The sequence below is a fragment of the Rhodocyclus tenuis genome (genome assembly GCF_014197755.1).
GTDB lineage: Bacteria > Pseudomonadota > Gammaproteobacteria > Burkholderiales > Rhodocyclaceae > Rhodocyclus > Rhodocyclus tenuis.
On record NZ_JACIGE010000001.1, the window covers coordinates 466,351 to 491,837 of the forward strand.

At 66.4% G+C, this 25,487-nt stretch carries 28 protein-coding genes and 1 riboswitch; of the genes, 9 read left to right on the forward strand and 19 right to left on the reverse strand.

Going from position 1 to position 25,487, the window contains the following annotated elements:
- Complete coding sequence (gene hprK / locus GGD90_RS02150; protein ID WP_153115157.1) at positions 1 to 936, forward strand: HPr(Ser) kinase/phosphatase; 936 nt, start codon at positions 1 to 3, stop codon at positions 934 to 936.
- A gap of 49 nt (positions 937 to 985) precedes the next feature.
- Positions 986 to 1,321 (forward strand): PsiF family protein, encoded by a 336-nt coding sequence (locus GGD90_RS02155; protein WP_153114939.1) that lies wholly within the window; start codon positions 986 to 988, stop codon positions 1,319 to 1,321.
- Between the two features lie 141 nt (positions 1,322 to 1,462).
- Here the strand turns inward: GGD90_RS02155 and ptsP are convergent, their stop codons facing one another.
- From ptsP to GGD90_RS02195, 8 genes are all read right to left on the reverse strand, one after another.
- Positions 1,463 to 3,205, reverse strand: coding sequence for a phosphoenolpyruvate--protein phosphotransferase (gene ptsP, locus GGD90_RS02160; RefSeq protein WP_153114938.1), 1,743 nt, complete (start codon positions 3,203 to 3,205; stop codon positions 1,463 to 1,465).
- A 13-nt stretch (positions 3,206 to 3,218) separates the two neighbouring features.
- Positions 3,219 to 3,488, reverse strand: a complete 270-nt coding sequence (locus tag GGD90_RS02165) for an HPr family phosphocarrier protein (RefSeq protein WP_153114937.1) — start codon at positions 3,486 to 3,488, stop codon at positions 3,219 to 3,221.
- Between the two features lie 141 nt (positions 3,489 to 3,629).
- A complete protein-coding gene (locus tag GGD90_RS02170) occupies positions 3,630 to 4,019 on the reverse strand; it encodes a PTS sugar transporter subunit IIA (protein ID WP_153114936.1) in 390 nt (129 codons plus the stop codon).
- A 92-nt stretch (positions 4,020 to 4,111) separates the two neighbouring features.
- Positions 4,112 to 5,212 (reverse strand): FAD:protein FMN transferase, encoded by a 1,101-nt coding sequence (locus GGD90_RS02175; RefSeq protein ID WP_228273607.1) that lies wholly within the window; start codon positions 5,210 to 5,212, stop codon positions 4,112 to 4,114.
- A gap of 140 nt (positions 5,213 to 5,352) precedes the next feature.
- A complete protein-coding gene (gene gshB, locus GGD90_RS02180; protein WP_153114935.1) occupies positions 5,353 to 6,318 on the reverse strand; it encodes a glutathione synthase in 966 nt (321 codons plus the stop codon).
- Between the two features lie 48 nt (positions 6,319 to 6,366).
- Entirely contained in the window at positions 6,367 to 7,665 is a 1,299-nt protein-coding gene (gshA, locus tag GGD90_RS02185) for a glutamate--cysteine ligase (protein WP_153114934.1), read from the reverse strand.
- 54 nt (positions 7,666 to 7,719) lie between these two features.
- Positions 7,720 to 8,970, reverse strand: coding sequence for an Eco57I restriction-modification methylase domain-containing protein (locus GGD90_RS02190; protein ID WP_153115155.1), 1,251 nt, complete (start codon positions 8,968 to 8,970; stop codon positions 7,720 to 7,722).
- Positions 8,971 to 9,108: 138 nt separating this feature from the next.
- Positions 9,109 to 10,359 (reverse strand): class I SAM-dependent rRNA methyltransferase, encoded by a 1,251-nt coding sequence (locus tag GGD90_RS02195; RefSeq protein ID WP_153114933.1) that lies wholly within the window; start codon positions 10,357 to 10,359, stop codon positions 9,109 to 9,111.
- A gap of 232 nt (positions 10,360 to 10,591) precedes the next feature.
- On the opposite strand from GGD90_RS02195, the gene GGD90_RS02200 reads away from it, so the two are divergent.
- Complete coding sequence (locus GGD90_RS02200; RefSeq protein WP_153114932.1) at positions 10,592 to 11,089, forward strand: GNAT family N-acetyltransferase; 498 nt, start codon at positions 10,592 to 10,594, stop codon at positions 11,087 to 11,089.
- Positions 11,090 to 11,136: 47 nt separating this feature from the next.
- Here GGD90_RS02200 and GGD90_RS17790 read toward each other — a convergent pair whose 3' ends face one another.
- The 6 genes from GGD90_RS17790 to GGD90_RS02230 form a co-directional block, all read right to left on the reverse strand.
- Positions 11,137 to 12,165, reverse strand: coding sequence for a tyrosine recombinase XerC (locus tag GGD90_RS17790; protein ID WP_228273606.1), 1,029 nt, complete (start codon positions 12,163 to 12,165; stop codon positions 11,137 to 11,139).
- Positions 12,166 to 12,172: 7 nt separating this feature from the next.
- Positions 12,173 to 12,826 carry a DUF484 family protein gene (locus GGD90_RS02210; protein ID WP_153114930.1) on the reverse strand — a complete coding sequence of 218 codons (654 nt, stop codon included), beginning with the start codon at positions 12,824 to 12,826 and terminating at the stop codon, positions 12,173 to 12,175.
- A 68-nt stretch (positions 12,827 to 12,894) separates the two neighbouring features.
- Entirely contained in the window at positions 12,895 to 13,725 is an 831-nt protein-coding gene (gene dapF / locus GGD90_RS02215; protein ID WP_153114929.1) for a diaminopimelate epimerase, read from the reverse strand.
- A gap of 97 nt (positions 13,726 to 13,822) precedes the next feature.
- On the reverse strand, positions 13,823 to 14,326 hold the full coding sequence (locus GGD90_RS02220; RefSeq protein WP_153114928.1) for a GNAT family N-acetyltransferase: 504 nt from the start codon (positions 14,324 to 14,326) through the stop codon (positions 13,823 to 13,825).
- Between the two features lie 10 nt (positions 14,327 to 14,336).
- Positions 14,337 to 15,254: an LpxL/LpxP family acyltransferase gene (locus tag GGD90_RS02225; protein ID WP_153114927.1), complete on the reverse strand. Its 918-nt coding sequence runs from the start codon at positions 15,252 to 15,254 to the stop codon at positions 14,337 to 14,339.
- Complete coding sequence (locus GGD90_RS02230) at positions 15,251 to 16,180, reverse strand: lysophospholipid acyltransferase family protein (RefSeq protein ID WP_153114926.1); 930 nt, start codon at positions 16,178 to 16,180, stop codon at positions 15,251 to 15,253. Before GGD90_RS02230 ends, GGD90_RS02225 begins: the two co-directional genes overlap by 4 nt.
- Positions 16,181 to 16,430: 250 nt before the next feature.
- Here GGD90_RS02230 and metK point away from each other — a divergent pair, with 250 nt between their 5' ends.
- From metK to metF, 4 genes are all read left to right on the forward strand, one after another.
- Positions 16,431 to 17,597, forward strand: a complete 1,167-nt coding sequence (metK, locus tag GGD90_RS02235) for a methionine adenosyltransferase (protein WP_153114925.1) — start codon at positions 16,431 to 16,433, stop codon at positions 17,595 to 17,597.
- 120 nt (positions 17,598 to 17,717) lie between these two features.
- Complete coding sequence (locus GGD90_RS02240; RefSeq protein WP_153114924.1) at positions 17,718 to 18,968, forward strand: HD-GYP domain-containing protein; 1,251 nt, start codon at positions 17,718 to 17,720, stop codon at positions 18,966 to 18,968.
- An 83-nt stretch (positions 18,969 to 19,051) separates the two neighbouring features.
- Positions 19,052 to 19,119: riboswitch (S-adenosyl-L-homocysteine riboswitch) on the forward strand.
- Between the two features lie 96 nt (positions 19,120 to 19,215).
- Entirely contained in the window at positions 19,216 to 20,613 is a 1,398-nt protein-coding gene (ahcY, locus tag GGD90_RS02245; protein ID WP_184414897.1) for an adenosylhomocysteinase, read from the forward strand.
- A gap of 92 nt (positions 20,614 to 20,705) precedes the next feature.
- The gene (gene metF / locus GGD90_RS02250; RefSeq protein WP_153114922.1) at positions 20,706 to 21,584 is read left to right on the forward strand and encodes a methylenetetrahydrofolate reductase [NAD(P)H]; all 879 of its coding nucleotides are present in this window, start codon (positions 20,706 to 20,708) and stop codon (positions 21,582 to 21,584) included.
- On the opposite strand, the gene GGD90_RS02255 is transcribed toward metF, so the two are convergent.
- The 5 genes from GGD90_RS02255 to GGD90_RS02275 form a co-directional block, all read right to left on the reverse strand.
- On the reverse strand, positions 21,573 to 21,836 hold the full coding sequence (locus GGD90_RS02255; RefSeq protein ID WP_228273605.1) for a hypothetical protein: 264 nt from the start codon (positions 21,834 to 21,836) through the stop codon (positions 21,573 to 21,575). The two genes, metF and GGD90_RS02255, sit on opposite strands and share 12 nt — an antisense overlap.
- 41 nt (positions 21,837 to 21,877) lie before the next feature.
- Positions 21,878 to 22,204, reverse strand: a complete 327-nt coding sequence (locus tag GGD90_RS02260; protein WP_153114920.1) for a YqjK-like family protein — start codon at positions 22,202 to 22,204, stop codon at positions 21,878 to 21,880.
- On the reverse strand, positions 22,201 to 22,602 hold the full coding sequence (locus GGD90_RS02265) for a phage holin family protein (RefSeq protein ID WP_153114919.1): 402 nt from the start codon (positions 22,600 to 22,602) through the stop codon (positions 22,201 to 22,203). The genes GGD90_RS02260 and GGD90_RS02265 overlap by 4 nt, the downstream gene beginning before the upstream one ends.
- Positions 22,603 to 22,623: 21 nt before the next feature.
- Positions 22,624 to 22,944 (reverse strand): ElaB/YgaM/YqjD family protein, encoded by a 321-nt coding sequence (locus tag GGD90_RS02270; RefSeq protein WP_153114918.1) that lies wholly within the window; start codon positions 22,942 to 22,944, stop codon positions 22,624 to 22,626.
- A 209-nt stretch (positions 22,945 to 23,153) separates the two neighbouring features.
- Entirely contained in the window at positions 23,154 to 23,933 is a 780-nt protein-coding gene (locus GGD90_RS02275; RefSeq protein WP_153114917.1) for an exodeoxyribonuclease III, read from the reverse strand.
- A gap of 42 nt (positions 23,934 to 23,975) precedes the next feature.
- Between GGD90_RS02275 and pyrE the strand changes: the two genes are divergently transcribed.
- The gene (gene pyrE, locus GGD90_RS02280; protein ID WP_153115154.1) at positions 23,976 to 24,623 is read left to right on the forward strand and encodes an orotate phosphoribosyltransferase; all 648 of its coding nucleotides are present in this window, start codon (positions 23,976 to 23,978) and stop codon (positions 24,621 to 24,623) included.
- A complete protein-coding gene (locus GGD90_RS02285) occupies positions 24,601 to 25,230 on the forward strand; it encodes a hypothetical protein (protein ID WP_153114916.1) in 630 nt (209 codons plus the stop codon). The genes pyrE and GGD90_RS02285 overlap by 23 nt, the downstream gene beginning before the upstream one ends.
- Positions 25,231 to 25,487 lie beyond the last annotated feature (257 nt).

Here is a 25,487-nt window from a genome sequence, read left to right on the forward strand (position 1 = left end):
CTGCGCCGCTTCAGCGTCGCCCAGCTTTACGAAGACCATCGCGACAAGCTGCGCCTTGCCTGGGTGGCGGCCGTCGGCGTCGACCGCCAGATCGAGCTGAAGGAGCGCGGCAACTACGGCGCCGACGTCGTCGGCCACCTCAATGTCGTGCACCCCGAGCGCCTGCAGGTGATCGGCGACGCCGAAGTCAGCTGGGCACGCCGTGTCAGCCAGCAACGTCTACAGCAGCAGCTGAGCGACCTGATGGAGGCCCGCCCGCCAGCGATCATCGTTGCCGACGGCCATGAAGTTGCGCCGGCAATCCGGCAGGCCTGCGAAACGACGCAAACACCGCTGTTCACCAGCCCGAAGCCGTGCTCGGCAGTGATCGACCTGTTGCGCATCTACCTCGCCAGCCGCCTTGCCGACACCACCAGCCTGCATGGCGTGTTCATGGACGTGCTCGGCATGGGCATCCTGATCACCGGCGACTCCGGCGTCGGCAAGAGCGAACTCGCGCTCGAGCTGATCTCGCGCGGCCACGGTCTGGTCGCCGACGATGTCGTTGAAATGGCACGCATCGCACCGACCACCGTCGAAGGCCGCTGCCCGGGAATGCTGCGCGACTATCTCGAAGTGCGCGGCCTCGGCCTGCTCAACATCCGCACCATTTTCGGCGAAACCGCTTCGCGCCGGAAAATGAAGCTGAAGCTGATCGTGCATCTGCAGAAACCTGCCGCCGGACCCGATGCACCGCGTTTGCCGCTTGATGCGCAGACACAGGAAGTCCTCGGCGTGCCGATCCGCAAGGTGGTCATCCCGGTGGCTGCCGGGCGCAACCTCGCGGTGCTGCTCGAAGCCGCCGTGCGCAACACCATCCTGCAGTTGCGCGGCATCGACAGCATGGGCGAATTCGTCAATCGCCAGCAACAGGCCTTGCTTGACGACGACATGTAGACGGCGCCTATAATCGTCGCGCCTACCACCCAGCAAGGAGGACGTCGCAATGAAAACACTGATCGTCAGCATGACCTTCGCTTTCGGCCTCGTCGCCGGCAGCGCCATCGCCGCGGATGACGAGAAGAAGACGCCGTCGCCCGCACAGCAGGCGCAGCAGGAACGCATGAAATCGTGCAACCAGGAAGCCAAGGAAAAGGCGCTCAAGGGCGACGAGCGCAAGAGCTTCATGAGCGACTGTCTGTCCGGCAAGACCGCCAGCGCGGCGCCGGCAGCACCGGCAACGCAGCAGGACAAGATGAAGACCTGCAACAAGGACGCCAAGGACAAGGCGCTCAAGGGCGACGAGCGCAAGAAGTTCATGAGCGACTGCCTCAAGGGCTGAGCATCCGCCCCGGAAAGAAAAAAGCCAGCCGGATCAATGGCTGGCTTTTTCATTGCCTGGTCGTCCATCAGCAGGCTTCCGCGCCGGCGCGTGCTGCCCCCGGCGGGCTGTCGGGGAGAGCGGGAAGTCGCCTGACGGCGCTCAGACGCCGTTCAGCTTGTCGAGCTGTTCGCGGATCCGCGCCGGCTCTTCGCAACGCAGCAGGCGGCGCACCTGCGGCGCCAGTTCGGACGTATCGGAGGTCAGTATCCGCTGCTTGACCTCGAGCAGCTGCCCCGGATGCATCGAGAACTGGCGCAGGCCCATGCCGAGCAGCAGCCGCGTCATGCTCACGTCGCCGGCCAGTTCGCCGCATACCGACACCGGTCGGCCGGCCTTGTCGGCGCTGGTGATGGTGTGCGCCAGCAGCATCAGCACCGCCGGGTGCAGCGGATCGTAGAGGTGCGCCACCTGCTCGTCGCTGCGGTCAATCGCCAGCGTGTACTGGATCAGGTCATTGGTGCCGATCGACAGAAAATCGAGGCGACGCAGGAAAAGGCCAACGCCCAGCGCTGCCGCCGGAATCTCGATCATGCCGCCGATCGGCATCTGCTCGTCGAAGGGCACGTTTTCGCCGCGCAGGCTCGATTTGGCCTGGGCAACGGCGGCCAGCGTCTGGTCGATCTCCTGCGCGTGCGCGAGCATCGGTATCAGCAATTTCACCGGCCCGTAATGCGAGGCGCGCAGGATCGCGCGCAGCTGCGTCTGGAACATTGCCGGTTCGGTCAGCGACAGACGGATCGCGCGCAGGCCGAGCGCCGGATTGGTCTTGACGCGGTCGGCGTGCGTTTCCTCCGGATGCGGGTCCTTGTCGTTGCCCAGATCGAAGGTGCGGATCGTCACGGGCAAGCCGCCCATGCCACGCGCCACCTTGCGGTAACTCTCGAACTGCTCGTCCTCGCAGGGCATGTCGCCGCGCCCGAGAAAGAGAAACTCGCTGCGGAACAGGCCGACGCCCTCGGCACCGGCTTCGAGCGCGTCCGGCACGTCGGAGGGCAGTTCGATGTTGGCCAGCAGGTCGACGTGGACGCCGTCGATGGTGCGCGAGCGCGTCGTCTTCAGGCGTTTGAGCTTGCTCCGCTCAAGCTCGATCTGGCTCTTCCTGAGCTCGTACTCCTCGAGTACGCGCGGATCGGGATTGACGATGACGACGCCGCGCGTGCCATCGACGATCAGCATTTCCTTGTCGTGGATCAGTTGCCGTGCATTGTGCAGACCGAGCACCGCCGGGATGCGCAGACCGCGCGCGAGAATAGCCGTATGCGAGGTGGCGCCGCCGACGTCGGTAACGAAGGCAGCGAAGCGATGCTCCTTGAAGGCGATGACGTCAGCCGGCGACAGGTCGTGGGCGACGACGATCTGGCTGGTCTCGCGCTGCGCGCGAATCTTCAGCGAAGCGCGGCCGTCGTGGCCGGACAGCTCCTTGATCACGCGCTCGACCGCCTGGCGCACGTCGTAGGCGCGCTCGCGCAGGTAGGCATCGTCGATCTTCTCGAACTGGCCGACCAGATGTTCCATCTGTTGCACCAGCGCCCATTCGGCGTTGCAGCGCCGCTCGCGGATCAGCGTTTTCGGCACTTCGGCCAGTTCCGGGTCGGACAGGATCATCGAATGCAGATCGATGAAGGCGCCAAACTCGGCCGGTGCCGCACCCATGCCCTTCTTGATCGATTCGTACTCACCGCGAACGGCGGTGATCGCCGCGGCGAAGCGCGCAACTTCCTTTTCGACCTGCCGCGGCTGCAGAGTGAGGTGCGCGACTTCGAGCGTCGCATGCGAGAGCAGGCACGCCTGACCGATGGCGATTCCGCCGGAAACGCTGAGGCCGTGCAGCGTGTAACTCATCGCAGCTCTCCTGCTATTCGTGTTCGCCGAAACGATCGCCGATCAGTTGCAATATTGCTGCCAGCGCCGCGTCCTCGTCGCTGCCGAGCGTTTCGACGACAACGGTTGAACCACGACCGGCCGCAAGCATCATCACGCCCATGATGCTTTTGGCATTGATGCGGCGACTCCCTTTTTCCATCCACACCTCGGAACTGAAGGAGCCGGCCAGCTGGGTCAGCTTCGCCGATGCCCGGGCATGCAACCCCAGCTTGTTGATGATCTCGACTTCCGCGCGCGCCATGCGTTCCCGCTCCTCTAGGTACTCGTCAAACGGATGGCCGCAACAGCTCGTTCATCTGCGCCACCCGCACTCAAATCAAACCGGCAGCGCGCAAACGACTCGCATGCTGCCGACTGCCACCGCTGCCTCGTCCGGCCGGAATCAGCCACCCGCCATGTCGAGAACGCCATCGCGGCCACCGCTGATCGCCTTCTGCAGCATGGTCTCCATACCCTTCTCGCGATAAGTCAGCGCGCGCAGCAGCATCGGCAGGTTTACGCCGGCGACGCCCTCGACCTGTCCAGGAACGAGCAGCTTCAAGGCCAGGTTCGCCGGCGTGGCGCCAAACACATCGGTCAGGACAAGCACGCCTTCGCCACTATCGACCGCTTCGAGCAGGCGCCGCGCCTGCGGCAGGACGTCGAGCGGATCGTCCTGCGCGGCGACGCCGAACTGGGCAATCTGCAATGGCCGGCGATTGAGCACATGGCAGACGTTCTGCACCAGAGTCTCGCCGTAGCTGCCGTGGGTGATGAGGAGAATGCCGATCATCGCGTGTTTCGTGTCAGGTTCGGCTCATTCTAAGGGATTCCGCCTGCCTGCGCCCGTTGCGGAACGGGCGCGTGCCGGGTGCCGGGCATTACTCAGGGCAATACCTCGAGTTCGGCCGGCGTGCCGCCGACCCAGCTCAGGCGGCGGTTGAGCGCGGCGCTGACCTGGACGCGGCCGCTGGCGTCGACGCGCAGCACCTGCTCGATAGCGAGCTTCTTCGCCAGTCGCGGCCACTCGCCGGCACCGGCGACAAACAGCGGCTTCGAGCTCGAGTCGGAGACAGTGCCCGAGTCAGCCGCGCGCGGAATGACGATGGTCAGCGCCTGCGTCATTGTCGCCGGCTCGCCGCTGCGTGGATCGAGCAGGTGGCAGTAGCGACGGCCATCCAGTTCGAAGAAACGCTGATAGTCGCCTGAGGTGCCGATCGCTTCGCCGTCGCCGAGTTCGAGCGTCGCCAGTGGTCCGGGCTTGCGCGGGTGCTGGATGCCGACCCGCCACGGCCGGCCGTTGCGATCGCCGAGCGCGAGCACGTTGCCGCCAATGTTGATCAACGCATTGCTGATGCCATGGCTGCGCAGGATCTCCGCGCCGCGATCGAGCGCGACGCCCTTGAGATAGCCGCCGAAATCGAGTGCGACGCCGCGCTTGCCGCTGCTGGCGACGCCATCGGCGATGCGCACATCAGCGATTCCCGCCCGTTCGGCGCGCCAGTTGGCGATGGCTGCCGGATCGGGCAGTGCGGCGACGAATTCGTCGGCCTGAAAACCCCACAGGTGGATGAGCTGGCCGATTCCCGGATCGAACAGGCCCTCACCGGCGGCTGAACGCGCCTGCGCGTCGAGGATGAAGCCGGCCATTTCCGGCGTGACCGGCTGCGACTTGCCGGCGGCGAAGGCCGCATTGAGTTCCGAGAGTTCGGATGGCTGCCAGGCGTGATACGTCCGGTGCAGGCGGTCGAACTCGCTGAGTACGGCGTTGGCGGCGATGCGCGCACGCGCCTCGTCGGCACCGGCAACGATGACTTCGACGCGCGTGCCGAAAACGAAGGATTCCTGCTGATGCACTTCCTCGCGGCCGCAAGCGGCGAGCAGGGCAAGGCCGCAGGCTACGGCGAGCAGCGCCGCCAGACGGCGGCTCAGTCGGGCGAGCCCGGGCAAACGACAAAGCATGGAAGACGGCGCGATTCGGGTCATGGCGATGGCGGCAGCGACACAAGGGACGCGGAAAGCGATGGAAAGGTGCGGAGCGCAGGAAGTGCTGAACGAGCGCCGTAAGCGCACTCGCCAAGAGCAAGCAACGCAGCCGGAACAGCGCGCACGGACGGATCGCGCATTCAGCTGCCCGCGGCCGGCGCGGCGGCAAGGGCGCGCTCGAGCGCGGCGATGAACAGCGCCGCGGCGTCGAAGCCGGTCTGCTCGCGGATCTCGACCATGCAGGTCGGGCTGGTGACGTTGATCTCGGTCAGGCTGTCGCCGATGACGTCGATGCCGACCAGCAGCAGGCCACGCGCGGCGAGCACCGGCGCCAGCGCTTCGGCGATCTGACGGTCGCGCGGCGTCAGCGGCCGGGCGACGCCGCGTCCGCCGGCGGCGAGATTGCCGCGCGTCTCGCCCGGACGCGGGATGCGCGCCAGGCAGAAGGGAACGACTTCGCCACCGACAATCAGGATGCGCTTGTCGCCGTCGACGATTGCCGGCAGGAAGCGCTGCGCCATGATCGTTCGCCGACCGTCGTCGGTGATCGTCTCGATGATCGCGTTACGGTTGGGGTCATCGGCGCGCACGCGGAAGATGCCGGCGCCGCCCATGCCGTCGAGCGGCTTGAGGATCACATCGCCGTGGCGGTCGATGAATTCGTCGATCGCCTCCGCCCGTCGCGCGACGCGTGTCGGCGCGGCGAACTGAGCGAATTCGGCCAGCGCCAGTTTTTCGGAGTGGTCACGCAGCGCGCGCGGCCGGTTGAAGACGCGCGCACCTTCGGCCTCGGCGCGTTCGAGCAGCCAGGTCGCGGTGATGTATTCCATGTCGAACGGCGGATCCTTGCGCATCAGCACGGCATCGAAGTCGCGCAGGGCGATCGTCTGGCGATCGCCGGCGACGTACCAGGCGGCATCGTCGTCGGCGAGGGTGAGTGGCAGCAGATCGCCGACGACGCCATCGCCGGAATCCCAGCGCAGGTCGGCGACTTCGAGCGCCCACACCTGATGGCCGGCAGCCTGCGCCGCGCGCATCATGGCAACGCTCGAGTCCTTGTAAGCCTTGAGCGTGGCCGGCGGATCGATGATGAAGGCGAGACGCATGCGAACGGTTTTCCGGGAGGTGGCTGAACGGGATGCGGGCGAACGCTGCTAGGCGGCGACGGCCGCCCCGGCGGGCAAAGCCGTGCGCTCGAGTTCGAGCGAGGCGGCGAGCAGCGCCAGCCGGGCGACGACGCCATAGGCGTAAAAGCGGTTCGGCGCCGCATCCGGGTCGCAGCGCTGGTCGGGCAGCGAACAGCTGGTTTCGAAGGCCAGCGGTTCGAAGTGCATTCCCGGCGCGTTGAGGTTCTCGTCGCGCCCACGCGCGGTGTGCACGCGATAGAAGCCGCCGACAACGTAGCGGTCGATCATGTATACCACCGGCTCGGCGACGCCGCCACCGACTTCCTCGAAGGTCTGCACGCCTTCCTGGATGATCACCTGCGACACGGCGAGACCTTCCTTCACCACCGACATCTTGTTGCGCTGACGGCGGTTGAGACCGCGCACCTCATCGGCGTCGCGCACCGTCATCACGCCCATGCCGTAGGTGCCGGCGTCGGCCTTGACGACGACGTAGGGCGTCTCGTCGATGCCGTGCTCGCGGTACTTCTCGCGGATCATCGTCAACAGGCCGTCGACCTTGGCGGCGAGGCAGTCCTCGCCCTGGCGGTCGTGAAAATCGATCTCGTCGCAACTGGAAAAATAGGGATTGATGCGCCAGGGATCGATGCCGATCAGCTTGGCAAATTCGTTGGCAACGTCGTCGTAGGCGGCGAAGTGATGGGTCTTGCGGCGCACCGCCCAGCCGGCGTGCAGCGGCGGCAGCAGATACTGGCTGTCGAGGCCGCGCAGGATGTCGGGAATGCCCGCCGACAGGTCGTTGTTGAGCAGGATCATGCACGGATCGAAACCGTCGACGCCGAGCCGGCCGCGGCTGCGCACGAGCGGTTCGAGCAGCAGCTGCGTGCCGTCGTCGAGATCGACCGGCGTCGGCGCGGTGACCTCAGGCGACAGCGAACCGAGACGCACGTTGAGCCCGGTGCGGCGCAGGATGGCGGCGATCTGCGCGACGTTCTGCAGGTAGAAACGGTTGCGCGTGTGATTTTCGGGAATCAGCAGCAGGTTGCGCGCGTCCGGGCAGATTTTCTCCACCGCCGACATCGCCGCCTGCACGCACAGCGGATGAAATGCCTCGTTCAGGTTGTTGAAGCCGCCGGGAAACAGATTCATGTCGACCGGCGCCAGCTTAAAGCCCGAATTGCGCAGGTCGACCGAACCATAGAACGGCGGCGTGTGCTCCTGCCACTGGCTGCGCAGCCAGCGTTCGATGGTGGTGGCGTTGTCGAGGAAACGGCGCTCGAGATCGAGCAGCGGACCGCTGAGCGCGGTGGTGAGACAGGGAACCATGAAATCCTTTCTTTGCTGCCGCACCTTCGGGCAGCGTCGGAAAAATCCGGAAACTTAGTTTACACCGGGCGGCGGCAGGAACGCGCGGAACGCCGCGGGCAGCGGCGCCTGTTGAAGACTGCGCTGGGTGAACAGGAAACGGCCGTCGCAGACGAAACCGGCGGCGGCCCAATCGACGCCGTTGAGCAGTGTTGCCAGCGCGTGCACGTCGACATCGGCGCGCTGCGGAAAGATCGCCAGAACGGCGCCGTCGTAATGGGGACACTCATGAACGAAGAATGGTTGCGCACGCCGCGTCTTGCCGTTGACGTAGATACGCGGCTGCGCGCTCTGCTGGTAGCCGCGGCCCCAGTGCCACCAGTTCGCCTCGTGGAAAGGCTGCACGCGGCGCGCGATCAGGCGCGCCTTGTGCGGCAGCAGCGCCGCCGGCGGCGGCTCGCCGGGATCGACCCAGATCATGCGCCGCGTCCTGCCGTCGGCAACCGTTGTCGAGCAGACGAAATCGCGGTTGCCGTGCACCGCGTCGGCGTAGATCGCGTCAGCCCCGGAAACCGCGCCGACACGCACCGCAGCGATGTCGCCGAGCAGCAGCGCCGGCGCCTCGTGCGGGAAGCGCAGGTGCCCGCCGATCTCGACGAACTGGCGATTTTCCCAGCGCGGCGCGGCAAGCGCGGCCAGACCATCGGCCGAGCCAAACGCCGCGTAACGCGTCTGCCGCGAGAAATCGCCGCGCACGAAGCGCCAGATCGCGCAGTTGGGCGCCGCGCCGTCGAAAACGCGCATGTCGCCGAGGTCGATGAACTCGGTGATGGTGCCGGCAGCAAAGAGCAGGCGGTTGAGGCGCAGCGCCGAAGTCGCCGAAAGAAAATCGCGCGGCGTGATGAACACCAGCTCGCCGCCCGGATCAAGGTGGCGCAGGCACTTCTCGATGAAGAACAGGTAGAGGTTCGAGCGCCCGTCGAAATGCTCGGCCGACAGGCGCTGGCGCGTCGCCGCTGCGATGTCCTGATAGCGCACGTAGGGCGGATTGCCGATGATCGTCGCGAAGCGCTCGTTCTTCGGTAGCGCGAAGAAATCCATGACGCGAACTCCCGGCGGTGCGTGACCGGCGTCCAGCTCGATGCCGACGCTGCCGGCCGGCAGCCGCTCCCAGAAAGCGCCGTCGCCGCAGGCCGGCTCGAGCCAGCGGCCAGTGTTACGGCAAAGCGCGAGCATCGCATCGACCACCGGCGCCGGCGTGAACACCTGGCCGAGCGTCGCCACCTCGCGCGGCGACAGCGATTTGCGCGAGGGCACGGCAGCCATCAGCGGCAGCTTGAACTGCAGGGGATCGGAAGATTCAGGCATGGCGAACCGGATTGAGAAGACGCTGGGAAGAATGCGCGGGCATGGCCGGGGCGGGAGCTTGTCGAACTGCAAGCCTGCTGCCAAGCACTGTCCGCCTCAATCGGCCTGGCAGAGCAGGCCCTTCAGGTACTCGCCCTCGGGGAAGGCGAGCGCCACCGGATGGTCGGGCGAGGCGGCAAGGCGGCGCACGATACGCGCCTCGCGCCCGGCGTCGACCGCCGCGTCGGTGATGATCTTCTGGAAAAATTCGACGCCGATACCGCCCGAGCACGAGTAGCTCATCAGCAAGCCGCCCGGCGCCAGCAGGCGGAAACCGAGCAGGTTGATGTCCTTGTAGGCGCGCGCCGCGCGCTCGGCGTGCGCCGCCGATGGTGCGAACTTCGGCGGATCGAGAATGATCAGGTCGAAGCGCGCGCCGGCGTTCTTCAAGGCGCGCAACTCGCTGAATACATCGGCTTCGCGCCATTCGGCGCGCTCGGCCGGCAGCTGCGGATTGAGCGCGAGGTTGGCGGCGGCGGTGGCGAGCGCCGGGCCGGAGGAATCGATCGAGAGCACGCTGGCGGCGCCGCCGGCCAGCGCCTGCAGGCTGAAGCCGCCGGTGTAGCAGAAGCAGTTGAGCACCGAGCGGCCGGCAGCGAGCTGGCCGACGAGCAGGCGGTTGTCGCGCTGATCGAGGTAGAAACCGGTCTTGTGGCCGGCGACGACGTCGACGTGCATGCGCACGCCGTTTTCGCTGATCGAGAGCGGCGGCGCTTCGGTCGCAGCCGGCTCAGCGCCCTCGGCCACTGCCGGCCCGCCGAGGCGCCAGCCGGTTTCCGGCTGCAGGCCTTCGAGGCGGCGCACGTCGGCGTCGGAGCGTTCGTAGACGTGGCGGCAGCCAGTCGCCAGCACCAGCGCGCCGACGATCGCCCGCCGCCAGCGGTCGGCACCAACGGCGGTCAGCTGCACCACCAGCGTATCGCCATAGCAATCGGCAACGACGCCGGGCAGGCCGTCGGATTCGCCATGGACGACGCGAAAGCCGCGCTCGCCACGCGCGGCGCCGAGCCCCTGTTCGCCGGCAAAACCGGGCAGCGCCGCACGGCGGGCAAGGGCTGCGGCGACGCGGCGTTTGAAGAATGCGTCGTCGATCGTCTCTTCCGGGTCGAAGCTCCAGACGCGGGCGCGGATCTGCGATTGCGGGCTGAACGCCGCGCGCCCGAGCGGACGCCCGTCGGCGGCACTCACCTCGACCGTATCGCCCGGCCGCGCGCGACCGTCCAGGCGATCGACCGCGCCGGCGAAAATCCACGGGTGGCGGCGCAGAACGGAGCGTTCCTTGCCGGGAAGCAGAATCAGTCGGGCCATCGCCAAGTCCGTCGCCAACGAAAACAGTGAAAAATGTCGGCACGAATGCCGACGACGCTGCCACCGCTACGCGCGGCGCAGCAGCGCCTTAGAATGACGCGCCCGCCACTCCGGGCGGGAGCATCGCCGCTATTGTAAACCCTTGCCAGCCGCCACCTGCGCCGCAACGCGGCGCGGCCAACGACTGTCCTTCGCATCACTCACCACTCCCCACTTCCCGCCCGCGCCGCACATGAGCCACCACAGACCCGCCATCACGACCATCGCCGTAGACCTTTCCCGTCCCGAGCACGCCAGCGATCTGCTGCGCCTGCTCGACCACTACGCCCGCGACCCGATGGGTGGCGGCCGCGCGCTCGCCGACGAAGTGCGCGCGACACTGATCGAGCGGCTGCGCGAAGTGCCGCAGTTCCTCGCTTATCTCGCCTACGGCGATGGACAGGCGGTCGGGCTGATCAACTGCTTCTGGGGCTTTTCCACCTTCGCGGCGCGACCGCTGCTCAACATTCACGACATCGTCGTCGATGCCGGCTGGCGCGGCCGCGGCGTCGGCCGCCAGCTGCTCGCTGCCGCCGAAGCGGCGGCACGGGCACGCGGCAGCTGCAAGCTGACGCTGGAAGTGCTCGAAGGCAACACCAGCGCACGCGCGGCTTACGCACGCTGCGGCTTTGCCAGTTACGAACTCGACCCGGCGACGGGCCGGGCGCTGTTCATGGAGAAGAAGCTGTAGCAGGCGCGGTCGCCCTGCAGGAGTAATGCGGCAGGCGGCTGACGCCGCTATTTGCGCCGGGCACGCGGATGCGCCTGATCGTACACTTTGGCCAGGTGCTGAAAATCGAGGTGCGTATAGACCTGTGTCGACGCGATGCTGGCGTGCCCGAGCATTTCCTGCACGGCGCGCAAATCGCCCGACGACTGCAGCACGTGCGAAGCGAAGGAGTGGCGCAGCATGTGCGGATGCACGTGCTGCGCCAGCCCCCTTGCCTGCGCGCGCCGCGCCAGCTGCTGTTCGACGATGCGCACCGAGATGCGCGCACCGCGTACGCCGACGAACAGCGCCGTTTCGGCGTCGCCGGCGAGTTCATGGCGCCGCGCCGCCCAGGCGGCGATCGCCAGCCTTGCCTCGCGACCCACCGGCACCAGCCGCGTCTTGCCGCGCTTGCCGAGCACGCGTACTTCGCCGGCGGCGATGTCGCTGAGGCAGGCGAGGTCGAGCGCAGTGAGTTCCGACAGGCGCAGACCCGAAGAATAGAAGAGCTCGAACATCGCCTGATCGCGCAAGGCGACCAGATCGGACGCTGCCGCGTCCGGCGCATCTGCCGCGAGATCTGTAAGCGCATTTCTGCCCGCCTCGCCGACAAAACCCCGGCCTGCATCCGCAGCCACCCCGGCGGCAGCCGCGCTGCTGGCGCCGCCCGACAGCGGCGTGCTGGCGGAGCGCCCCATCTCGAGCAGCCGCGTCGCTTCGTCCGGCGACAGCACTTTCGGCAGCGCACGCGGGCTCCTCGGCGCGCGCACGCCTTCGACCGGGTTGGTCGCCGCCTGCCCGTGCCGCCCGAGCCAGCGGAAATAGCCGCGCCAGGAAGAGAGCGCACGCGCCAGCGAGCGCCCGCCGAGGCCGCCGGCGTGCAACTGGCCGACAAAACGGCGAATCTGTGCCGTCGTCAGTGTGCCCAGCGGCAGCTCGCCGGCCAGCTCGAGCAGCTTTTCCAGATCGCGGCGATAAGCGGCGACGGTGTGCGGCGACTGCCGCCGCTGTTGCGCCAGCTCGTCGAGCCACAGGGCGACCGAGCTGCGCGCGTCCATCGTGCGTTCAGCGCAGGACGCGCGCCAGCGCGGCCGACGCCATCTCGCCGAGGCGTTCGAGGTAGATCGTTCCCATGCCGGCGTAGAAGCGCTGCGCATCCTCGCTGCCGAGCGCGATCATGCCGATGGTGCCGCCGCCGTTGCGCAGCGCGATCAGCGCCTGCGAGCGCACGTGCGCCGCGCCTTCGCCAAACCAGGCGGCGGTACCGAAGCCGGAAGTCGAACCGCAGTAAGGCTGGCCGAGCGTCTCGGCGAAGGCCTGCAACTCTTCGGCGACGTCGGCGAACTCGGGCAGATCGTCGGTCCCCGCCGGGCGGTTCCACAGGCGCAGCGCGAAATGCGGCACCGCGAAGTCGTCGCGCAAATGGAAATTGAGCGTGTGCAGCACGGCGCCGAAAGTCGCGCCGGCGATGACGGCGACGCCGAGGCGGTGCATCTTCTCGCTGATCGCGTCGTTCTCCTCGCCGAACTGCAGCAGCTCGCGCATCTTGTCCTCGAGCTGACGGTTCTTGTCGCGCAGCGTGAGCATCTGCCGCTCGGTGATCGAGATGGCGCGACCGCCGTGCGGGTGCGGGATCACCAGCCGCGACATCAGTTCGGCGTGCTCCTCGAAAAATTCCGGGTGATTCTGCAGGTAGTGCGCGACTTCATCGGCTTTCATGGCGGTTCGGTTCCAGTGCGGCGGGTTGCGGGAAAGACTGGCACGGGCAAAGCCTCGGGCAGCAGCGTTTATAAGTCAATTTCACCGGTGAATACGGTCGTCGCCGGGCCGCTCATGAATACCGGCTGTTCATCGCCAGCCCATTCAATCGAGAGTTCGCCGCCACGCGTGGCAACGCGCACCGGCGAATCGAGCAGGCCGCGGCGGATGCCGGCGACAGCGGCGGCGCAGGCGCCGGTGCCGCAGGCGAGCGTTTCGCCGGCGCCGCGCTCGAAGACGCGCAGGCGGACGGCGTGGCGGTCGACGACCTGCATGAAGCCGGCGTTCACGCGTTGCGGGAAGCGCAGGTGATTTTCAATCAGCAGCCCTTGGCTGGCGACGGGTGCCGTGTCGACATCGGCGACGAGCTGCACGGCGTGCGGGTTACCCATCGAGACGACGCTGATCATCACCTCGTCGTCACCGACCATCAGCGGCTGGACGACAGCGTCAACCGGGCTGATGAAGGGGATGGCGTCGGGCGCGAAGCGTGGCACGCCCATATCGACGGTGATGTTGCCGTCTTCGCCCTCGCGCGGCCGGATCAGGCCTTTCATCGTTTCGACGACGATCTCGCGCTGCGCGGTCAGCCCCTGTTCGCGGACGAAGCGCACGAAGCAGCGCGCGCCGTTGCCACACTGCTCGACCTCGCCACCGTCGGCGTTGAAGATGCGGTAGCGAAAGTCGGCGTCGGGCCGCGTCGGCGCCTCGACCAGCAGGATCTGGTCACAGCCGATGCCGAAGCGGCGGTCGGCAAGCTGACGCAGCTGATCGGGCGTCAGTGCGAGCGACTGGCGCACGCCGTCGAGAACGACGAAGTCGTTGCCGAGGCCGTGCATCTTGGTGAAGCGTACCTTCATGCGCCCTCCGGCATGCGGGAAAAAATCGCGGCGACGAGCGCCGGGACGAGGTAAAAAACTCAAACCGTGGCGTACCGTAGCAGAGTGTGGCGCGCGCCTACAGCGTTCGCGCCATTATAAAGTCGTCCATGACGAAGCCGTTGCCGATGTCGACGCGGACCGATTCGCGCACTGAGAAGCCATACTTGTCGTAAGCGGTGATGGCACGCGAATTCTGCTTGTTGACGGCGAGGATCAGCGTGCTGCAGCCGACGACGTCCCTGGCGCGCGCGACCACGGTGTCGATCAGCGCGCCGCCGATTCCCTGGCGCTGCTGTGCCGGGTCAACGTAGAGCTTGTCGAGCTTCATTTCGCCTTGGCGCAGGGTGGTCAGCGACGCGGCGAAGCCGACCAGCACGCCATCGACGCGCGCCACGTCCCACCAGATTCCCGGCGTTGCCAGTTCATTGGCGACACGGGCGCGACCGTAGCGGTCGCCGAGCATGTGGTCGATCTGCGCCTGACTGATGATGCCGGGGTAAGTGGCCTGCCAGACGACGCGGGCAAGCGCAGCCACTTCGGCAATATCGGCAGCGACCAGCGGAGTGATCACGAGGCTCATGGACAATCGCTCAGTAAAAACGGGGCTCGCCCGGCGGGCGCGTCTTGAAACGCTTGTGTAGCCAGAAATACTGCTCGGGCATTCGGCGCACCTGGCTTTCGATGTATTCGTTCATGCGCCGCGTATCGGCCTCGACATCGTCACCGGGAAAGCTCTCCCAGGGCGCTTGCAATTCTATCGTGTAGCCGGCAGCGGTCATGCGCGCGACACAGGGAACGACGCGCGCGCCGGCGATGCGCGCCAGCCGCGAGACGCCGGTGATCGTTGCCGCCGGCACGCCGAAGAAGGGGACGAAAACGGCGTCGCGCGCGCCGTAGTCCATGTCCGGCAGATAGTAGAAAGGCAACCCCTCGCGCAGACATTTCAAGGCGCGGCGCATGCCGTCCTGACGCGAGAGCAGCACCGGATCGTTGAAGCGCAGGCGGCCGGCGAGCAACACGTCGTTGAATACCGGGTTCTTCTGGTTGGCGTACACGCTGACCAGCGGCGTCTGCATGGTCATCATCGAACCGGCAGCGTCGAGACCGACAAAGTGCGGCGCCAGCAGGATGGTCGGCTGGCCGTCGGCGGCCGTCAGGTGTTCGCGACCTTCGAGCCTGATGAGGCGTTCAAGCCGCGTCCGTGGCGCCCACCAGAGCAGGGTGCGGTCGAGAAAGGCGCGGGCAAAGGCGATGAAATGGCGGCGGGCCAGATCGCGGCGGGCGGCTTCTTCGAGTTCGGGAAAACACAGGCGCAGGTTGAGCAGCGCCACCCTCCGGCGCTCACGGCCGATCGCGAAGAGCAGGCGGCCGAGCACCGCGCCAAGCGCACGCAGCGCCGGCAGCGGCAGCCAGTGCAAGAGCCAGAGCAGGCCGACCAGCGACGTCGACGCCACTTGCCGCAGCGATGACGCCGCTTCCTTCTTCCGGCCTCTGCGACTGCGGCTCATGCCGACACTTCCGCATGCACCGGCGCCACTCGCGCGGTGGCCTCATCGCCGGCAGCGCGCTGTACCTCCTGCGCCTTGCCATCCGGTGGCGCTTCGGCGCCGCTTGGGCGCTTGTAGCGGTTATAGCCCCACAGGTACTGTCCCGGACACTCGCGGATCAGGCGCTCGATCTCGCGGTTGATGCACTGCGCGCGCGCTACGGTATCGCCTTCGATCGGCGCCGCCGGCTCGCCGATGCGGAAGTGGTAGCCGGCACCCTTGGGCAGGCGTTCGGCGTACACCACGAAGATGCGCGCTCCGGTTTCGGACAGGCGCGCCGCCAGCGTCATGGTGTAGGCGGGTCGGCCGAAAAAATCGAGCCAGCGCCCTTCGCCGACTTTCGGCGCCTGATCGGGCAGCATGCCGACCGCCTCGCCGCGCTTGAGCGCCTTGATCAGCGCGCGCACGCCGGAAAGATCGGCCGCCGCCAACTTCAGTTGCGCGCGCTGCCGACCCTCGAGGATCATCCGCTGCAGCCAGGACTGTTTCGGCGGCCGGTAGAGCACGGTGATCGGCGCCGTCTGCGAGTAGTACTGCGCGGTGATCTCGAAACAGCCGAGATGCGGCGTCAGGAAGAGTATCCCCTTGCCTTCGCGGCGCGCCGCTTCGACCAGCTCCCAGCCACTGACCTGAACCACGTGCGCAGCGGCGACCGGCAGCGGCTGCAGCCAGATCGCCGGCAGTTCAAGCGCCGTCTTGCCGGCCTCGGCGATGGCCTGCGCCCGCACGCGAGTGGCCTCGTGCTCGCCAAGTGCGAGCACGAGGTTCTGCTGCAGATGGCGGCGATAGGTCGGCGAAGCGAGCCAGGTCAGCCAGCCAAGCAGGCTGCCGAGCGCGTGCAGCCAGGGCAGTGGCAGGCGACTGAGAAAGCGGAACAGAGGGATCAAACCGGCAACCTGCGTAAAAGCGACCCTTGCAGACGGTCGCGGTGAGACGGCGCGATGGCGGTCGATTGACCGCCCCCGCGAAAAAAACGACAATTATCCCTCCGCCGAGTTAAACAGGACAACTTGCAGGGCGGGGCGGCCACCGGGCATTTGCTGCGCTGGCCGGATAAATACTGCTAAAGCGTCGTCTGCTCAAACCCCGGAGCCGGCAACGCCGCCGAACCGGGGTTTTTGTTTCTGGAGCTCGTGCATGTCAAAAGAATATCTCTTCTCCTCCGAATCGGTCTCCGAAGGACATCCGGACAAAGTCGCCGACCAGATCTCCGACGCCATTCTCGACGCCATTCTCGCCGCCGACCCGACCGCCCGTGTCGCCTGCGAAACGCTGGTATCGACCGGCCTCGTCGTCATCTCGGGCGAAATCACCACGACGGCACACATCAACTACCGCGAAATCGCGCAGGAGACGGTCCGTCGCATCGGCTACAACGACTCCGAAATCGGTTTCGACTACAAGAGCTGCGCCATCCTCACCGCGATCAACCGCCAGTCGCCGGACATCGCGCAGGGCGTCAACGAAGGTCAGGGCCTCGATCTCGACCAGGGCGCCGGTGACCAGGGCCTGATGTTCGGCTATGCCTGTAACGAAACGCCGTCGCTGATGCCGCTGCCGATCTACTACGCACACCGCATCATGCAGCGTCACGCCGAAGTGCGTAAGGACGGCCGCCTGCCCTGGCTGCGTCCGGACGCGAAGAGCCAGCTCACCGTCCGCTACGTCGACGGCAAGCCGGTGGAAATCGATACCGTTGTCGTGTCGACGCAGCACAGCCCGGACATCGAGCACGCTGCGCTGTCAGCCGCGGTGATCGAAGAGATCGTCAAGCCGGTGCTGCCCAAGGAACTGCTCACCGAGCGCACGCGCTACCTGATCAACCCGACCGGCCGCTTCGTTGTCGGCGGCCCGCACGGCGACTGCGGCCTCACCGGCCGCAAGATCATCGTCGACACCTACGGCGGTGCCGCGCACCACGGCGGTGGCGCCTTCTCCGGCAAGGACCCGTCCAAGGTTGACCGCTCGGCCGCCTACGCCGCGCGCTACGTCGCCAAGAACATCGTCGCCGCCGGCCTTGCCGACCGCTGCGAAGTGCAGGTCGCCTACGCCATCGGCGTCGCCAAGCCTGTTTCGCTGATGGTCAATACCTTCGGCACCGGCAAGATCGCCGACGAGAAGATTGTCGAGCTGATCGGCAAACATTTCGACCTGCGGCCGAAGGGCATCATCCAGGCGCTCGACCTGCTGCGTCCGATCTACTCGAAGACCGCCGCCTACGGCCATTTCGGCCGCGACGAGCCGGAGTTCTCGTGGGAAGCAATCGACAAGGCCGCCGTTCTGGCGGCCGACGCCGGCCTCTGAAGGCGGCGCCAGCACTGACCGACGGGGAGCTGCGGCTCCCCGTTTTTTCGTCTGGCGAAAGCGGCCAAGTCGGTTAGACTGGCAGCCATCATCCGCATCCCGGCTGCCTAGCATTCCGTCATGCCACCACCCACCGTACTGAAAAGAATCCGCGTCGAGGACCTCCGCGTCGGGATGCACCTCAAGGAGTTCTGCGGCTCGTGGATGGAGCATCCGTTCTGGCGCAACGGCTTCGTCATCGACGACCCGAAAGACATCGAGCGCATCCTCGCCAGCAGCATCAAGGAAGTGTGGATCGACACCGGCAAGGGGCGCGACGTTGCCCCCGAAGTGCAGGCGGTGTCTTTCGCCGAGTCGGAAGCCGAAGTCGATGCCGAGCTGGCGCGCGCGGCAACGAGCGCCCGACAGCTACAGCGAACACCCGCAGCTGAGGAGCTCGCCCGCGCTGCGCGCATCTGCGCCAAGGGCAAACAGGCGGTCGTCTCGATGTTCCAGGAGGCGCGCATGGGTCGCGCCGTCGACGCGGCCGGCGCCGAACGCATGGTCGACGAGATCGCCGATTCAGTGACACGTAATCCCGGCGCACTGATCAGTCTGGCGCGCCTGAAAACGGCCGACGACTACACCTATCTGCATTCGGTGGCGGTCTGCGCGCTGATGGTCGCACTCTCCCGCCAGCTCGACCTGTCGGAAGAAGAGACGCGCGCCGCCGGCCTGGCCGGGCTGCTGCACGACCTCGGCAAGGCGCTGATGCCGATGGAGATCCTGAACAAGCCAGGCAAGCTCACTGACGAGGAGTTCACGATCGTCCGCCGGCATCCGGTAGAAGGCCACCGGCTGCTCAGTGAAGGCCGCGGCGTCACCGCGCCGACGCTCGACGTCTGCCTGCACCACCACGAAAAGATCGATGGCTCGGGCTACCCCGAGCATCTCTCCGGCGGGGAAATCTCCCTGCTGGCGCGCATGGGTGCCGTCTGCGACGTTTATGACGCAATCACTTCCAACCGCCCGTACAAGGCCGGCTGGGATCCGGCCGAGTCGCTGCGGCGTATGGCGGAATGGACTTCCGGCCACTTCGATCCGGCGGTCTTCCAGGCCTTCGTCAAAAGTCTCGGCATCTATCCGATCGGCTCGCTGATACGGCTTTCTTCGGGCCGCCTCGGCATTGTCGTCGAGCAAAGCGAGAGATCCCTGCTCGCGCCGCGCGTCAAGGTCTTCTTCTCGACCAAGGCGAACGCCCGCATTCCGCCCGAGATCATCGACCTGTCGCGACCCGGCGCCGTCGAAAAAATCGCCGGGCGCGAAGACCCGGCTGCCTGGAACTTTCCCGATCTCGACCGCCTGTGGGCGCTCGGCGATGTCGCCGCGTGAAAGGCATCATGCGTAGTGCGACCGATTTCCGGGCCTGCCAACGCGGCACGCGCGAAACCTAAAAGCGCGTATAATCGCGACCACTCCGAGGAGCGCTGCAAGGCTGTCGTTCGACAGTCCCAGGCTCGGACCGAAACGGCGCTCATCCGACCCCCCGCGCTGGGCGTGGGCTGGCGGGTGAGATTGACCTCCCGGTCGCCACAGCTCGCTCGCTCCCCGTCCGGCCGCAGTTCTGAAGGAGCTTGCTGTGGCTGACAAAGACTTCATCGTTGCCGATCTGAATCTGGCCGACTGGGGCCGCAAGGAAATTCGCATCGCCGAGACCGAAATGCCCGGTCTGATGGCCATCCGCGAAGAGTACGCCGCGTCTCAACCGCTCAAGGGCGCCCGCATCACCGGCTCCCTGCACATGACCATCCAGACCGCAGTGCTGATCGAGACGCTGGTCGCTCTCGGCGCCGAAGTCCGCTGGGCCTCGTGCAACATCTTCTCGACGCAGGACCACGCCGCTGCCGCGATCGCCGCGCAGGGCATCCCGGTGTTTGCGGTCAAGGGCGAAACGCTGACCGACTACTGGGATTACACGCACCGCATCTTCGAATGGGCCGATGGCGGCTACTCGAACATGATCCTCGATGACGGCGGCGACGCCACGCTGCTGCTGCACCTCGGCGCGCGAGCCGAGAAGGACCTCTCGGTCATCGCCAAGCCTGGCTCCGAGGAAGAAACGATCCTCTTCGCCGCAATCCGTGCCAAGCTCGCCGTCGATCCGACCTGGTATTCGACGCGTCTGGCGCAGATCAAGGGCGTCACCGAAGAAACCACGACCGGCGTGCATCGCCTGTACCAGATGCACCAGCGCGGCGAGCTCAAGTTCCCGGCGATCAACGTCAACGATTCGGTGACCAAGTCGAAGTTCGACAACCTCTACGGCTGTCGCGAATCGCTGGTCGATGGCATCAAGCGCGCCACCGACGTGATGGTCGCCGGCAAGGTCGCCCTCGTTGCCGGTTACGGCGACGTCGGCAAGGGTTCGGCGCAAGCGCTGCGCGCGCTGTCGGCACAGGTGTGGGTCACTGAAATCGACCCGATCTGTGCGCTGCAGGCGGCGATGGAAGGCTATCGCGTCGTCACCATGGAGTTCGCCGCCGACAAGGCCGACATTTTCGTCACCACCACCGGCAACTTCCACGTCATCACGCACGAGCACATGGCGGCGATGAAGAACAACGCCATCGTCTGCAACATCGGCCACTTCGACAACGAGATCGACGTCGCCTCGCTCGAGCAGTACCAGTGGGAAGAGATCAAGCCGCAGGTCGATCACGTGATTTTCCCCGACGGCAAACGGATCATCCTGCTCGCCAAGGGCCGCCTGGTTAACCTTGGTTGCGGCACCGGCCATCCTTCGTACGTGATGAGCTCGTCGTTCGCCAACCAGACGATCGCGCAGATCGAACTGTTCACGCGCACCGCCGACTATCCCGTGGGCGTGTACACGCTGCCCAAGCATCTCGACGAGAAGGTCGCCCGCCTGCAGCTGAAGACGCTCAATGCGCAACTGTCGACGCTGACCGAGCAGCAGGCCGCCTACATCGGCGTGCCGGTGAACGGCCCGTACAAGGCCGAGCACTACCGCTACTAGGCAGGGCAGGGCGCGCGGACACCTACCCTGTCCGCGCGCCCCGTTTTTGGCAAACACGCCGGCAAGCCGCCGGCCGCAACTGGAACCGACCCATGACGGCCGCTTTCGCGCAATCCCGACGCTGCTTCAGCGTCGAACTCTTCCCGCCGCAAACCACTGAAGGCGCCGACAAGCTGCGTGCCGTTCGCCACCAGCTGGCCTTGCTGCAACCCGAGTTTTTTTCGGTCACCTTTGGCGCCGGCGGTTCGACGCGCGACCGCACGTTCGACACCGTTCTGGAAATCCAGGCCGAAGGCCAGCGCGCGGCACCGCACCTGTCGTGTATCGGCGCCACCGCCGACAGCATCCGCGAACTGCTTGAAGGCTATCGCGCGCGCGGCATCCGCGACATCGTCGCGCTGCGCGGCGACCTGCCGTCGGGAATGGCCGAGCCAGGCGCCTTCCGCTACGCCAGCGAGCTGGTCGAGTTCATCCGCACCGAGTCCGGCGACTGGTTCCACATCGAAGTCGCCGCCTATCCCGAAGTGCACCCGCAGGCAGCAAACCCGCAGGCCGATCTGGCGGCGTTCAAGCGCAAGGTCGATGCCGGCGCCGACGCTGCGATCACGCAGTACTTCTACAACGGCGACGCCTATCTGCGCTTCGTCGACGCTTGCCTTGCGCTCGGCGTCAACATCCCGATCGTCCCCGGAATCATGCCGATTTCCAGCTATACCAAGCTGGCGCGCTTCTCCGATACCTGTGGTGCCGAAATACCGCGCTGGATGCGCAAGAAGCTCGAAAGCTACGGTGATGATGCGGCCTCGATCCGCGACTTCGGACTCGATGTCGTCGCAGCATTGTGCCAGCGTCTGCTCGATGCCGGCGCGCCGGGCCTGCACTTCTACACGCTGAACCAGTCCGGGCTGACCAGCGAACTGTGGCAGCGACTGGGATTGCCGGCAGCGCCGGCAGCCGGCTCAGGCGTCTGAAGCGGCACTGTTGCGGCGGCTGCGACGCTGGTCCAGCCACCACGCGTAAAGCGGCAGCAACAGCGCCGAGCCCGGCAACATCAGGAAGAGCAGGTAGGGCGACAGGCGCGAGAGGACGCGCAGATGCGCCACCAGTTCGGCGCGCTCGGCAGCGGACCACTTGCCGCCGTTGCGACTTTTCATCAGCAAGGGCATCAGCCCGCGCATCTGCACCGCGCCGGCGATCATCTCGCGCGCCTGACGTTTCTGCACCGCCCACGCCCTGCCTAAAGGCCCGCCCGGGCGCAGGGAACTCATCGCGCGCCGGGAATGGAGAGATTGAAAGCCGCCAGCCGCTGGCGAAGGAAGCGCCACGAGCGCCAGACAACAAAGGCACGCCGGCCCCAGCGCCACAGGCGGCGGGGTTTCAGGGCGATGAAAATGGCGACGCCGGCAAGGACCATAGCCGGGTGGCGACGCAAAGTGTCGGCAGCGCTGCGCAGCAGGACGACCGCCCGGTCCGTCGCGCGCAGGGCGTCGCGCACGGGCGCCAGATCGCTGCCGATCGCCGCGCGCTGGCTGGCGATGCGCTCAAGCAGGCGGCCACGACGGACGCCGATGTCGATCAGCCGGTCATTCATTCGCTGGACGGTGCCTCACGCATGGCCGCCCGCAACTGCCGCAGATCTTCTTCAAGCTCGGCGACACTGGCATTGAACAGCGGTTGCGGCCGCGCCAGCGCCCGCTGCAGCGACGCATAGAACAGCGCAGCGGCGAAGAGAAAACCCAGCGCACCGCCACCGATGATCAGCAGACGCTGCTCCCAGAAGCTCAGCGCCAGCAGCGCAAAGCCGAGAACGGCAGCGATACCGGCACAAAGCATCAAAGCCTGACCAAGCAGCGCAACGCGGATCAGGCGCAGCTTCTCCTCTTCGAGCTCGTTGCCAAGCAACTCAAGACGCGTGCGCCCGCTCGCCAGCAGGGTCGTGGCGAGCCGCTGCGCGGCAGCGGTGAAACCACCGCCAGCCGGATCACTCATTGCGGCGACTCCCGGACAGGCTTAGCGACGACCGATGATGATGCCGAGCAGCAGACCGACGCCGGCAGCGATGCCGACGGCCTTCCAGGGGTTTTCGTGCACGTAGTCGTCGGTGGCACGAGCAGCAGCCTTGGTCTTGTCGACCAGCGCCGCTTCGGCATCGGCGAGGCGCAGCTTGGCGTCGCGCAGACGGTCCTGGATGCGTTCGCGCAGTTCATGCACTTTTTCGCCGGCCAGGCTGGCGGAAGCGCGCAGGATTTCATCGGCGTCAGAAACGACGACGCGCAGATCGGAAACAAGCTTTTGCTTGTTGATGGTGGAAAGATCGCTAGCGTCAGGCATGGCAAACCTCATGTGTGAAAAAGTGCTGCGGATTGATCGGGGGAGATTGATCGGGGGAGATTTTTCGCAAATCTTCAGGAAATCAGCCCGGGCGACTCGGCGGGACATCGCTGGCGAGCATGCTGACGATGTGCGGACGGTGCTGACCGCCAAGTCAGCAGAGTATCGGCTTTGACGCAACAGGGCAACGGCCGGCTGACCGCGGATATTCACAACGAATAGTCGTAATCGATGCTCAAGGGCGCATGGTCGGAAAACCGCTGCGTCTTGAAGACCGCGGCGATGCGCGCGGTGTCCGCAAGAGCCGGCGTCGCCAGCTGGTAATCAAGACGCCAGCCGACGTTCTTCGCCCACGCCTGGCCGCGATTGGACCACCACGTGTAACTGCCTTCGCCCTCGTCGGGGAAGAGCACGCGGTAACCGTCACGCCAGCCGGTGCCGAGCACGTCGGCGATCCAGGCGCGCTCCTCGGGCAGGAAGCCCGAGTTTTTCTGGTTCGACTTCCAGTTCTTCAGGTCAAGCTCGCGCTGCGCGATGTTCCAGTCGCCGCAGACGACGACATCGCGGCCACTCGCGGCGAGATCGGCGAGAACCGGCGCGAAGCGCGCCATGAAACGGAACTTGGCTTCCTGCCGCTCGGGCGAACTCGACCCCGACGGCAGATAGAGCGAAACGACCGAAAGATTGCCGAAGTCGGCGCGCAGATAACGCCCCTCGGCGTCGAACTCGGCGTCGCCGATGCCTTCGACGACGCGATCCGGTACGCGCCGACTCCACAAACCGACGCCGCTGTAGCCCTTCTTCTGCGCATGTGAATAGAGCGGATGCAGGCCGGCCGGCGCGCGCAGCTCCTGGTCGAGGTCTTCGGCCTGGGCTTTCAGCTCCTGCAGGCAGACGATGTCGGCCTGCTGCTGCGCCAGCCAGGGTAGAAAACCCTTGCGACACGCCGAGCGGATGCCGTTGAGATTCAGGGTGATGATGCGTAACATACGTTTCCCGGGCCGCGCCGCGGCTTCATGTATAAAGATTTCATGGACTTTCGTCAGCAATTCATCGAGTTTGCCGTCGGCCGCAACGCGCTGCTGTTCGGCGAATTCATCACCAAGGCCGGGCGCTGCTCGCCGTACTTCTTCAACGCCGGCCTGTTCAACGACGGCGATTCGCTCGATCAACTGGCGCAATTTTACGCCAGCGCCATCCTCGATCACGGCATCGCCTTCGACGGACTGTTCGGCCCGGCGTACAAGGGAATCCCGCTGGCGGCGACGACTGCCGTCGCGCTGGCGCGGCAGGGCTGCAACCGGCCGTTCTCGTACAACCGCAAGGAAGCCAAGGACCATGGCGAGGGCGGCACCATCGTCGGCGCCAAGCTCGCCGGGCGCGTGCTGATCATTGACGACGTGATCTCGGCCGGCACCTCGGTGCGCGAATCGGTAGAGATCATCCGCGCCGCTGGCGCCACGCCCTGCGGCGTCGTCATCGCGCTCGACCGCATGGAGCGCGGCAAGGGCGAACTGTCCGCCGTGCAGGAAGTGACTCGCGACTACGACATTCCGGTGATCGCCGTCGCCAGCCTCGACGACCTGCTCGCCTTCCTGCATCGCCGCGCCGACTTCGCTGGCTTCGAGGACGCCGTTGCCAACTACCGGCGCGAATATGGCGTCGCGCGCGCGGCCTGATCTTCTCCTGGCGCTCGCGCTGGCGCTCGCCGCCAGCGAGGCCGGCGCCGCCGGGCGCTTTTTCTGCTGCAACGACGATCAGGGCCGGCAGGTGTGCGGCGACATCCTGCCGCCGGTCTGCGTCGGCCGCGCCTATCGCGAGATCGGCGAAGGCGGCACGACAGCGCGGCGCGTCGAAGCGCCGCTGACGGCCGAACAACGCGCACGGCGCGACGCCGAAGAAAAACGTCACCGCGAGGAAGAAGCGGCGCTGCGCGACCAGCGCCGCCGCGATCAGGCGCTGCTCGACACCTATGGCAGCGAACGCGACATCGAGCTGCTGCGTAACCGGGCGGAGAACGAGGTGCGCCAGTCGATGCGCGACGCCGAGACGAAAATCGAGGAAGCGCGTCTGCGCCGGCAGAAGTACGAGAACGAAGCCGAGTTCTACCGCAAGAAAGCGCTACCGGCCGAGGTCGAGATGGGCCTGCGCGACGCCGACCTTGAAATCAACGCCTTCCTCTCGATCATCGAATCGAAGAAGCGCGAACTCGCGACGATTCGCGAAAAGTACGACGAAGATCTGCGCCGCTACCGCGAGGTGTCGCGGCGCCTGCCGCCACGCTGATCGATCACGAGCTGAAAAAACCACGCGCTCGCAACCAATTCCCACCGCCAGCGTCGCGCCACCGACCACCCGGCAGGCCGGGTGCCGGGCGCGACGATTTGTGACAGCCATGAGGAGCGCCCGGCGCCCGGCCTGCCGCGCTCAACGCTCCGCGTTCAGCTCCCGATAGTCAGTGCTCAGCCAACAAAGCGCCTGCCACAGCAAGCCTTCACACTCACCCGCACCAAGACCAAAACCCGCCCCCCAAGCAACGCAGG